We start from the raw sequence: 9,688 nt of genomic DNA, 5'->3' as shown, positions 1-9,688 counted from the left end.
CATGATATTTACAATTCCACTTCGTATGTGCTAAACTGTTTGTGATGTTATTTTGCTCTGGCATTTTAATGTCCTCCTAATGTGTTTTTCGGTGTAACTGGCAGGTCACGCTTTTACTTTAACACATTAGGAGTTTTTTTATCTTTTTCACCGCTTAAGCTCTTTTGAACCACGCGACTATCGCGTGGTTTTCTTTACACAAAAAGAGGGCAGACATCTCTGTCTGCCCTCCGATGGGTTAGATTCAGTTTTCATCCGGCTCCAGCAGGCCATAACCGCCGGCATTGCGCTTATAGACTACATTGGGAACTTCCGTTTCCGCATTCAGGAACATATAGAAATTGTGTCCCAGCAGCTCCATCTGCAGGATCGCCTCATCCACATGCATGGGCTTGAGTGCGAAGTGCTTGCGCTTGATCACGCTATAATCCGGCTCCTCTGCCGCAGGCTCGGCATAGATCTCCGGTGCGCGCTTCTTGAAGCGGTCAGCCAGCTTGGACTTATTCTTTACGATCTGACGGAACAGCAGGTCTCCAGCCTGAGCCAGCGACTGCTTGCGGTCTTCGGTGGTCTTTTCGGCACGGAAAATCATGCCGCCCGAACGGATGGTAATCTCCACCGTTTCACGACCGCCCTCATTGGATACGGTGATATGGGCCGATGCATCATCATCAAACAGGCGATCAAAACGGGTCATCTCCCGCTCTGCTTCTTCCCTGAACGAATCCTTGATCGTGGTTTTTCTTCCGGTGATGTTGATGGTCATAAACTCAACCCCTTTTTATAAAATCGGGTCGGGCAGATCTGCCTTTCCCTCAATGAAACGGTGTACTCAAAGGCCTCCGTTTCTTTGATACCTATAGTATACCATAAATTATACAAATCCGCAATCATTCTGTGAATTTTTTATGGATAATTTGTCCGTTCGCCATCACCAGGGCCGGACGGGCTTCCAGAGTGAGGGGATCGGTATCGAACAGCACCAGGTCTGCATCCAGTCCCGGAGCGAGACTTCCCACCCGGTCTTCAATGCCGGCCTGCACTGCCGGCACCCAGGTGATGGCCTCCATGGCAGTCTGCCACGGCAGCCCCTCCCGGACACACAGCCCCGCGCTCACTGCCAGCAGATCCTGAGGGATCTCGGGGTGGTCGGTGCAGATGGAAATGGGGATTCCGGCCTTTGCCAGCTGGGTGGGGGAATCCATCACAAATCCGGACAGCTCCGGCTTGGAACGATGGTTGATCATCGGGCCGCAGATGATGCTGATATTCTCCTTTGCCAGATAGTCGGCGATGAGATGACCCTCGGTGGCGTGCACCAGCACATAACGCAGCCCGAACTCATGGCAGATCCGCACCGCTGTGGCGATGTCGTCCGCCCGATGGGCATGGATATGCACCGGCAGCTCCCGGCGCAGCACCGGCAGCAGAGCCTCACACTTCATATCAAATTCCGGCTCGTCCTCATCAGGGTCCTCTGCCGCCTTCTCCAGGTCCTGCATATACCGCTGGGCCTTGAAAAGCTGTTCCCGCACCAGTGCCGCAGTGGCCATACGGGTGGACGGAGTCTCGGACTTATCACCATAGATCCCCTTGGGGTTCTCGCCAAAGGCCATCTTCATGGCTACCGGCGACTTGATCACCATTTCATCCACGATGCGTCCATAGGTCTTGACAGCACAGAATGTACCGGCAATGGCATTGGCACTGCCAGGTCCGGTGACTACGGTGGTCACGCCGGCTGCCAGCGCATCGGCAAAGCCCCGGTCCATGGCATAGACCGAGTCGATTCCCCGGAGCTGGGGGGTGATGGGATCGGTGCTCTCATTGCCGTCCTCGCCCTCGACGCCGATGCTGTCATCAAACATGCCCAGATGGCTGTGGGCGTCAATAAAGCCGGGATAGGCGGTATAGCCCCGACAGTCCAGGCTCTCCCCGTCCATCGGGCATTCCGACATGGGGCCGATGGCATGGATGCGGCTGCCCTCCACTGTCAGGTAACAGTCCCCGGCAAAACCTTCCCGGGACCAGATCCGCAGATTTTTCAGAATCATCATTCGTTTCCTCCAATATATAAAACAGGAGCAGGCCCTTTTCCAAAGGCCCGCTCCGCTATGGTTTGGTTCAAGTGGGGTTTACCGCTGTCCTCTCTTAAAGGAAGTGCCGCGCTTGCCGTCCATATACTTTTTGAGATCAGACATCTTGTCGTCGCTGGTCTGCTTGAACCGGTTCATCATATCCTCAAAGCTCTGAGGCTCCGGTGTCGGCTTGGGACCACGCCAACCCATATCCCGGGGCGGAGCAGTACGCTTCGGTCGTGCGGGACGCTCGGTTTTCGCCGGCGCTGCCTGCTGCGGTTCTGCCTTCTTCATCGAAAGACTGATCTTGCCATCCTCCGAAATACTCAGAACCTTCACCTTTACGGTGTCATTTTCCTTGACAAAATCCCGGATCTCCTTGACAAAGGTCGGGGCAACCTCCGAAATATGTACCATTCCGGTCTTACCGTCACCAAGATCCACAAAAGCGCCGAACTTGGTAATGCCCGTCACTTTACCCTCTACAATATTCCCCACAACCAACTGCTGCATTCAGTCTGCATCCTCCTGTAATCTTTGCTGTCAACTGCCGGAAATATCCACCAGCACCTGTTCTTCCGGATAGGCGAATCCCAGCTGTTCCCGGGCAATCCGTTCGATATACTCCTCTTCGGTGCCGTCCGAAAGAATCCGTTCCAGCTCTTTATTGGCAATGCGCTGCTCCTCATTCTGCTGTTCCAGCGCTGCCAGCTGTTCCCGGTTTTTCTGGATACTTCCCTGGATCTGAACCAGTGAAATCACTACATAGAGAAGAAACAGAATTACCGATACACGCAGCAGGGTGTTTTTCTTAGCCTTTGCCTTCGCCATCGGAATCCCCTCCTCAAAAATTTCACATGAAAACAGATCATCTTTAGAAGATTATACTATAAAGCCTTGTCGATTTTCAAGGGGAATTCGTGCTTTCCTCTGAAAAATTTCCGTCCTCCAGTCCCGGACCCGGCTGCTCCGGAAGCCACTTTTGCACCAGCTTCCACAGGGCTCCGAGCAGTTTTACCACGCCATGGAGCAGCTTGCAGCAGAGGCGCAGGGGCCAGCGCAACAGCCTGAGCAGCCATCGGTAGACCGTCAGGCGCAGCAGCACAGCGCCGATCACCTCCCCTGCCAGCACGAACCAGCGCAAGGTCCCGTCCACAGTGGAGAGCAGGTAGAGAAAGCTGATCAGCCCCGCCGCTGTGAAATACATAAGATCCAGCAGCGATTCCAGCTGCCAGGAGAAATGGAGCTCCTCCCGGAGGGCAGCGGGCAGGGCATAGGCTGCCGCCAGCTTCATTCCCAGGCACACCGCTCCCCAGAAGGTCAGCAGCTGGGCGGAAGCCAGGGCGCTCAACGCATCAGACGGGCCAGGAACCCGCCCTTGAACCGGGTTTCATCATAGAGCATCGCCACAATCTCCCCGGTGACCGACACCTCTTTGTTCACATCGTCAATGCGGTCGATGTGCAGCCCCCGTCCCCGGATCACCAGAGCGCCCAGGGTGGTATCCAGCTGGACACAGTTCTCATCAAAGCTCTCCACCTGTTCCACACCCTGGATCAGCAGCTTTTCCCGGTTTTCCAGCATCAGGTTCTGAGGCCCCGGCACTGTGGTATTCTTGGTTTTCTCCATAAAAACAACCCCCTTTATGCCACTGTTCTGCTTCTCGAACAGCTTATGCATAAAAGGGGGAAGTTTATTCCAGGATCTGATAGCAGGTGGGCGCATCGTCCTTGGTGACATATTCACTGACCTTGAGCACCTTGACCCGCAGCGGACGGCTGCCCAGGTTGATTTCAATGATGTCCCCTTCCTTGACTGCCAGGGAAGCCCGGGCCACCTTGCCATTGACCAGCACCCGGTCTGCGTCACAGGCTTCATTTGCCACAGTGCGGCGTTTGATCAGCCGGGTGAGTTTGAGATATTTATCCAGGCGCATTGCAGAACTCCTCCTTATTTCTCATAAAAAATCGGGCAGTGGTTCCCCGCTGCCCGATATAAAAAACAGATCTTATCTACGCAATTACTTGGCAACTGCGTCCTTCAGAGCCTTACCGGCACGGAAAGCAGGCAGCTTGGAAGCAGCGATCTTCATGGGTTCCTTGGTGCGGGGATTGATACCCATCTTCTCGCTTCTGTTCTTTACTTCGAACTTGCCGAAGCCTACCAGAGATACGGAATCTCCAGCTACCAGAGCCTCAGTAATGGCATCGAATACAGCGGCAACAGCCTTCTCGCTATCCTTCTTGGTCAGCTCAGCCTTCAGAGCAACTGCGCTGATGAGTTCAGTCTTTGTCATTTTTCAATTCCTCCATAAAATGCTTTCTTCCCTGTCCATCCGATGGATCGGAGCAGACAGGCCAGATTGTATTCTGCGCAGGATACCGGATGGAATTTCCTGTACCGGCTCCATTTGCGTTCCATGTGTTCAAGCCTTGAAAAACGCCGTAGTTACGGCAAAAAACAGGCTTTCCTTTCGACCACAGCACTTAATATATTAGCTTAAAAGGCGCAGTTTTTCAAGTGTTTTTCGGATTTTTTCACCCTCGGGCATCATCAAAATATCATCTTTCGTCACTATCTTCAAAACGAACAGTAAAATAAAGTAAATTATGGCACCAATGCCAATGGACAACAGGGTAAACAGCTTTCCGGGGTGGTCGACAAACAGCTGATACCGGCAGATCCAGGCGGTCAGACCGCAGATAATCCCGCCGAACAAGGGCTTTCCGAAGGTATCGCCAAACCGGATGCAGACCCCGGTTTCCCGACAGATGGCCCTCAGGCTCATACAGACGATGAATCCATAGCAGAGCAGCGATCCCAGCGGTGCCGCCATAATGCCCACCTGCGGGACACGCAGCAGGATAAAGTTGGTGACAAACTTGATGCCGGCCCCCATGAGCATGAGCTTGACCGGCAGATCCACCCGTCCGATGCCCTGGAGCATGCTGTTGATGGGGGCGGTCAGTGACACAAAGATCACCGCGATGCCCAGCACCGACAGAAGCGGCGCCGCCACCTGGATCTCCAGCTGGCGCCCGGAGTAGAACAGCTCCAGGATGGGCTGGCTGAGCAGCATGATGCCGATACCGGCAGGCATGGCCAGGATGGAGACGATGCGCAGCACCACCGATACATTCCGATGGGTGCGCTCCCGGTCCCGGACCTTCCAGGCCGCCGCCACATTGGGCAGGGCGCTGATGCCGAATACCGCTGTCACCGCCGGGACGATGCCGAAGATGGTCAGCGCCAGGCCGGTATAAGAGCCATAGAGGTAGTTCGGCAGCTGTTCCAGGGTCTGTCCGTCTGCCAGGATGGCGGCATATTCCGCCGCAAAGTAGCCGGGATTGGCAGCGACGGCGTCCCCCAGCCGGTTCATGACGGTGAAGAGATCCACCAGCGAGCCCATGCTCACTGCCAACGACCCCAGACAGACGGGGATCGCCGTATGGATCAGTTCCCGGATCAGGGCGGAATAGTTTTGCCCTTCGGTAGCATCCGCGGCACGGATGCGCGGGTCCGGGCCCACAAAGGCATGGCGTGCCATGAGGAAGAGCATCGAAGCCAGGGTGCTGACGCTCACGCCCCAGACTGCCGCCGCCGCAGTGAACTGGGAGAGCAGGGCTTCCGCAGCCGCCGGGCCTCCGGCACTGACGCCGAAGATGGTGCCGTCCCGGGTATAGCTTTCCAGCCCCAGGGTATAGGCAGCACCGGCAAATCCGATGCCGCACATCAGCCGGATCAGCGCCTCAAAGACCTGGGAGAGGGCGGTGGGGATCATATTGCGCTGTCCCTCATAGTATCCCCGGTAAACCGAAATCATACAACAGCAGAAGATCGCCGGGGCAATGGAAAGAACTGCCGCCGAAGCGCCGGGATTTCCGGCAAGGTCGGCGAAGAGCTCTCCGAAGGCAAAGACTCCCACAGTGCCCAGGACACCGGTGATGCACATCAGTCCCAGGGCTGCCCGGAAGGTGCGGCGGGCATCGGCAAAGCGCCCGGTTGCCACTGCCTCGGATACCATCTTGGATACCGCCACCGGGATTCCCGCTACTGCCAGGGAGCGCACCGGGTTGAAGAAGTCATAGGCGGTCATGAAGTAACCCATGCCGGAGCCGCCGATGATATTGGCAAGCGGCACTTTGAAAAAGGCGCCGATGAGCTTGACGATCAGGGCTGACGCCGCCAGAATCAGCGCGCCGTGCAGAAAGTTCTGTCCGCCTTCCTTTGCCTGCATCCGTTTTCCCCCTTCCCCGGTTCTGTGTCCAGTGTATTCCCGCACTCCCCTGTTTATGCGGACTTCCCCCAAAGTCAAAAACTCGCCCGCCGCTGGACTTTTTCCCCATCGGCGGGCGTCGTTTTTTCAGTCAGTGATTCCAGGCTTTATTCTTCCGGCTTGCTCTCAGGCAGAGCTTCCTGTGCCGGAGCTGCCGGTGCCGGCTCGGTCACCGGTTCGGCGTCCATCTTGGCGCCGCACTTGGAGCAGTAAACAGCCTCAGCTGCCACGCTCTCACCGCAGTGCGGACAGGTCTTTTCCCCGGTTGCTGCCGAGATCTCCGCAATCAGGCTGTCAATATCCTCATGCAGGCTGTCCAGCTCGGTAATGCAGGCGTCAATGAGCAGGCTGTTGTCATTGCCGTTCTTCTTGGCATCGTATTCCAGACGGCCCAGCTGTGCATAGGCCTTCTCCAGATCACTGTTGAGTCCCGAAAGCTGCAGCTTCAGCTTGCCGATCTCATACACTTCCCCGGCCTTTTCCGATGCCGCGTTTGCTGCACTGCGTGCAGTATCCAGTACCTTGTCCATGAATCCCATAGTCAATCCACCTCACTCTATTTGATGCGGCAGACTTCATTGCCTGCCGTTTGTCACTTCAGAATTACTGCCTTTATTATATGCTTTTTCCCGCAAAAAAACAACCGCTCCGGCTGCCAAACAGCCTCCGGAGCGGAAATGTTCAGAAAATCGTTACAATCAGGACTTGGTTCCATCAATGGGATGGCTCTGATAAAACGCCAGGGTTTCATCCTTGCGCTGAAGAATCTCCTCAAACCGGCTGATGTACTCATAGGGGTACTTGAAGTTGAAGAGCCGCTTGATGTCGTCCCCATGGGGGTCCCGGAGTTTGCTGACGCCGCCGGCGCCGCAGGCCAGGATGGTATGGGTCTCGTCCATGATATAGACATTGTAAAGGCCTTCCTTGCCGGGTTTGCAGTAGCCGGTGTTCTCCAGATTATCCAGGATATTGCGCTGCCGGTAGAGATAATAGGGCTCATAGCCGTTCTCCATGAGCCGGCGCTGGGCATAGTCCACCATCTCGGTGACATCTCCGGTGAGGGAGGACAGATCCACTGCCTTCTCCCCGGACAGATCTGCTGAGCGCTTGACCGACAGGGTATGGACGGTGATGTTCTCCGGCCCCAGCTCCAGCAGACGCTCCACCGTATGGCGGAAGCTGTCCAGGGTATCGGTGGGCAGTCCGGCAATGATGTCCATATTGATGCTGTCAAAGCCCAGTTCCCGGGCCATCTCATAGCAGTCCACCACCGCCTGGGCGGGATGCTTCCGTCCCACAAACCGCAGCACATCATCGTTGAAGGTCTGGGGATTGATGCTGATGCGGGTCACCCCTGCGTCCCGGATCACCTGGAGTTTCTCCCGGGTGATGGTATCGGGACGGCCTGCTTCGATGGTGTATTCCCACACCTCCGAGAGATCAAAGTGCTCTGCCACACAGTCGGTGAGCTTTTTGAGCTGTTCGGCTGTGATGGAGGTAGGCGTGCCGCCGCCGAAGTAGACAGTGCGCAGCCGCAGTCCCGCCTGACGGGCTACCTCTGCGGTATGGGCGATCTCCTGGCACAGACAGTCGATGTACTGATCCATGAGCTTGTAGGTCTTTTCAATGGAATGGGACACAAAGGAGCAGTACAGGCACCGGGACGGACAGAAGGGAATGGAGATATACAGGCTGAAGCTGTCCGGGGTGTTCCGGGAGAGGATGGCATGTTCCTTCTGCTGGGTGGCAAAGGCCAGATCCAGCTTCTCCTGGGACACCAGATAGTCCTCCCGCAGTTCCCGGGCGACCTCCTCCCGGCTGAGTCCCTGATCCAGCCGGCGCTGTACCAGCTTCACCGGGCGGATACCGGTGAGCACGCCCCACTTGGGGGTGATGCCGGTGATCTCGCTGAGGATCTGATAGAGCATCCGGGCGAGATGGAGTTCACAGTCGTGGTCGGGGTTCTCCTCGCTCACCGGGACGATCTCACTGGCCTCCCAGGTGCGCTCCTCCCGCTCCACCGTCACCGACAGCGATGCCCGGCCCGGACGCAGGTTGGTCTCCGCCAGAATGAAGTTGTCCAGCGGCTCCTCCCCCTCCTTGGCGGGGATCACCTTCTCCCCCCGGAAGAAGAGCATTGCCACACCAGCCAGCTCATAGCCGTAGTCCCGGCCTTCACAGAATACAGTCATCATGGTGCGTTATCCTCTCATATACGGGTTTTTGCTGCGTTCCTGGCTCAGATAGGTGGGCGAGCCATGTCCGGGACAGATGGTATACTCCCCTGGCAGATCCCGCAGGCGCTGCACGGATTTCTTCAGCGCAGCGGCATCACCGCCGGGGAAGTCGGTTCGGCCCACACTGAGCTGGAACAGGGTATCCCCGGAGAAGATCACATCGCCCACCTGGTAGCAGACGCCGCCGGGGGTATGACCCGGGGTCTCCAGAACGGTGAAGGTCAGCTCGTCCAGCTGGATGGTATCGCCCTCATGGAGCAGGCGGTCATACCGGAGCTTCTGGGGCTCCTTGGGGCCGCCCAGCATGGGAGCCAGGCTCAGGTTCGGATCGCCGTACACCGGCAGTTCCTTCTCACCCAGCATCACCGGGCAGTCGGGATAGCGCTTGCAGAGGGCTTCCACAGCGCCGGTATGGTCATAGTGGGCATGGGTGAGCAGGATCATCGAAGGTTCCGACCCCAGATCCTCCAGCTTGGCAATGATGGTCTCCGGGTCAGCGCCGGGATCGATCACCGCAATATGACGCTCCTTGGTCACAACCAGATAGCAGTTGGTCTCCATCAGACCGGTGAGCATGGTATAGATTCTCATGCGTTCTCCTTTGCGCCTGCCTTGCGCACTGTCACCCGCTTGGGCATGATCTCATCGGTATCCAGCACAATGGTCACGGGGCCGTCGTTCTGGATGTAGACCTGCATATCCGCACCGAACTGTCCGGTGGCTACCTTTTCCACACCCAGGGCAATGAGTTCGTGGACAAAGCTCTCATAGAGCGGTTCCGAGATCTCCGGACGTCCGGCTGCGATAAAGGAAGGACGGTTGCCCTTCTTGCAGTCGGCATACAGGGTGAACTGGGAAACCACCAGCGCCTCACCGCCGATGTCCATCAGCGAGAGGTTCATCTTGTCATTTTCATCGGTGAAGATGCGCAGATTCACGATCTTCTTTGCCAGGAAGCGCATTTCCTCCTCGGTATCCTCGCCGGATACGCCCAGCAGGATCATCAAACCCTGACCGATCTCTCCGACTGTTTCGCCGCCGATCTCCACACGGGATGCGGCTACCCGCTGTACCACAGCTCTCATCTTAACAGGCTC

Annotated in this window: 13 protein-coding genes; all 13 read right to left on the bottom strand. The window is 56.6% G+C overall.

Features of this window, described 5'->3' with window-relative positions; genetic code table 11:
• Positions 1 to 244 precede the first annotated feature (244 nt).
• Positions 245 to 766 carry a ribosome hibernation-promoting factor, HPF/YfiA family gene (gene hpf / locus H9X81_RS11960; RefSeq protein ID WP_191392734.1) on the bottom strand — a complete coding sequence of 174 codons (522 nt, stop codon included), beginning with the start codon at positions 764 to 766 and terminating at the stop codon, positions 245 to 247.
• A 124-nt stretch (positions 767 to 890) separates the two neighbouring features.
• Positions 891 to 2,057 (bottom strand): amidohydrolase, encoded by a 1,167-nt coding sequence (locus H9X81_RS06710; RefSeq protein ID WP_243424051.1) that lies wholly within the window; start codon positions 2,055 to 2,057, stop codon positions 891 to 893.
• Positions 2,058 to 2,135: 78 nt separating this feature from the next.
• On the bottom strand, positions 2,136 to 2,591 hold the full coding sequence (locus H9X81_RS06705) for a S1 RNA-binding domain-containing protein (protein ID WP_177502918.1): 456 nt from the start codon (positions 2,589 to 2,591) through the stop codon (positions 2,136 to 2,138).
• A 30-nt stretch (positions 2,592 to 2,621) separates the two neighbouring features.
• Entirely contained in the window at positions 2,622 to 2,909 is a 288-nt protein-coding gene (locus H9X81_RS06700; protein WP_177502919.1) for an FtsB family cell division protein, read from the bottom strand.
• Between the two features lie 76 nt (positions 2,910 to 2,985).
• The gene (gene yabQ, locus H9X81_RS06695) at positions 2,986 to 3,429 is read right to left on the bottom strand and encodes a spore cortex biosynthesis protein YabQ (protein WP_204720743.1); all 444 of its coding nucleotides are present in this window, start codon (positions 3,427 to 3,429) and stop codon (positions 2,986 to 2,988) included.
• Positions 3,426 to 3,707, bottom strand: a complete 282-nt coding sequence (locus H9X81_RS06690) for a YabP/YqfC family sporulation protein (protein WP_177502921.1) — start codon at positions 3,705 to 3,707, stop codon at positions 3,426 to 3,428. The genes yabQ and H9X81_RS06690 overlap by 4 nt, the downstream gene beginning before the upstream one ends.
• A 64-nt stretch (positions 3,708 to 3,771) precedes the next feature.
• Positions 3,772 to 4,014 carry an RNA-binding S4 domain-containing protein gene (locus H9X81_RS06685; RefSeq protein WP_177502922.1) on the bottom strand — a complete coding sequence of 81 codons (243 nt, stop codon included), beginning with the start codon at positions 4,012 to 4,014 and terminating at the stop codon, positions 3,772 to 3,774.
• 84 nt (positions 4,015 to 4,098) lie between these two features.
• Positions 4,099 to 4,374 carry an HU family DNA-binding protein gene (locus H9X81_RS06680; RefSeq protein ID WP_177502923.1) on the bottom strand — a complete coding sequence of 92 codons (276 nt, stop codon included), beginning with the start codon at positions 4,372 to 4,374 and terminating at the stop codon, positions 4,099 to 4,101.
• A gap of 198 nt (positions 4,375 to 4,572) precedes the next feature.
• Positions 4,573 to 6,315 (bottom strand): putative polysaccharide biosynthesis protein, encoded by a 1,743-nt coding sequence (locus tag H9X81_RS06675; RefSeq protein WP_204720741.1) that lies wholly within the window; start codon positions 6,313 to 6,315, stop codon positions 4,573 to 4,575.
• A 146-nt stretch (positions 6,316 to 6,461) separates the two neighbouring features.
• The gene (locus H9X81_RS06670) at positions 6,462 to 6,893 is read right to left on the bottom strand and encodes a zinc ribbon domain-containing protein (protein ID WP_177502925.1); all 432 of its coding nucleotides are present in this window, start codon (positions 6,891 to 6,893) and stop codon (positions 6,462 to 6,464) included.
• Between the two features lie 159 nt (positions 6,894 to 7,052).
• Entirely contained in the window at positions 7,053 to 8,549 is a 1,497-nt protein-coding gene (hemZ, locus tag H9X81_RS06665; RefSeq protein WP_243424050.1) for a coproporphyrinogen dehydrogenase HemZ, read from the bottom strand.
• 6 nt (positions 8,550 to 8,555) lie between these two features.
• Complete coding sequence (locus H9X81_RS06660; RefSeq protein ID WP_177502926.1) at positions 8,556 to 9,182, bottom strand: MBL fold metallo-hydrolase; 627 nt, start codon at positions 9,180 to 9,182, stop codon at positions 8,556 to 8,558.
• On the bottom strand, positions 9,179 to 9,676 hold the full coding sequence (gene dtd, locus H9X81_RS06655; RefSeq protein WP_177502927.1) for a D-aminoacyl-tRNA deacylase: 498 nt from the start codon (positions 9,674 to 9,676) through the stop codon (positions 9,179 to 9,181). Before dtd ends, H9X81_RS06660 begins: the two co-directional genes overlap by 4 nt.
• Positions 9,677 to 9,688: the final 12 nt, after the last annotated feature.

Source organism: Hydrogenoanaerobacterium saccharovorans (assembly GCF_016901815.1).
Classification (GTDB): Bacteria; Bacillota; Clostridia; order Oscillospirales; family Ruminococcaceae; genus Avimicrobium; species Avimicrobium caecorum.
Note: the sequence above shows the minus strand (reverse complement) of the source record. Positions and strands in the feature narration are given on the sequence as shown.

Coding starts and splice junctions, on each gene's coding strand:
- H9X81_RS06685 (WP_177502922.1), bottom strand. CDS start 4,014: ATGCGCCTGGATAAATATCTCAAACTCACCCGGCTGATCAAACGCCGC.
- H9X81_RS06660 (WP_177502926.1), bottom strand. CDS start 9,182: ATGAGAATCTATACCATGCTCACCGGTCTGATGGAGACCAACTGCTAT.
- H9X81_RS06705 (WP_177502918.1), bottom strand. CDS start 2,591: ATGCAGCAGTTGGTTGTGGGGAATATTGTAGAGGGTAAAGTGACGGGC.
- H9X81_RS06675 (WP_204720741.1), bottom strand. CDS start 6,315: ATGCAGGCAAAGGAAGGCGGACAGAACTTTCTGCACGGCGCGCTGATT.
- dtd (WP_177502927.1), bottom strand. CDS start 9,676: ATGAGAGCTGTGGTACAGCGGGTAGCCGCATCCCGTGTGGAGATCGGC.
- H9X81_RS06670 (WP_177502925.1), bottom strand. CDS start 6,893: ATGGGATTCATGGACAAGGTACTGGATACTGCACGCAGTGCAGCAAAC.
- H9X81_RS06690 (WP_177502921.1), bottom strand. CDS start 3,707: ATGGAGAAAACCAAGAATACCACAGTGCCGGGGCCTCAGAACCTGATG.
- H9X81_RS06700 (WP_177502919.1), bottom strand. CDS start 2,909: ATGGCGAAGGCAAAGGCTAAGAAAAACACCCTGCTGCGTGTATCGGTA.
- hpf (WP_191392734.1), bottom strand. CDS start 766: ATGACCATCAACATCACCGGAAGAAAAACCACGATCAAGGATTCGTTC.
- H9X81_RS06710 (WP_243424051.1), bottom strand. CDS start 2,057: ATGATGATTCTGAAAAATCTGCGGATCTGGTCCCGGGAAGGTTTTGCC.
- hemZ (WP_243424050.1), bottom strand. CDS start 8,549: ATGATGACTGTATTCTGTGAAGGCCGGGACTACGGCTATGAGCTGGCT.
- H9X81_RS06680 (WP_177502923.1), bottom strand. CDS start 4,374: ATGACAAAGACTGAACTCATCAGCGCAGTTGCTCTGAAGGCTGAGCTG.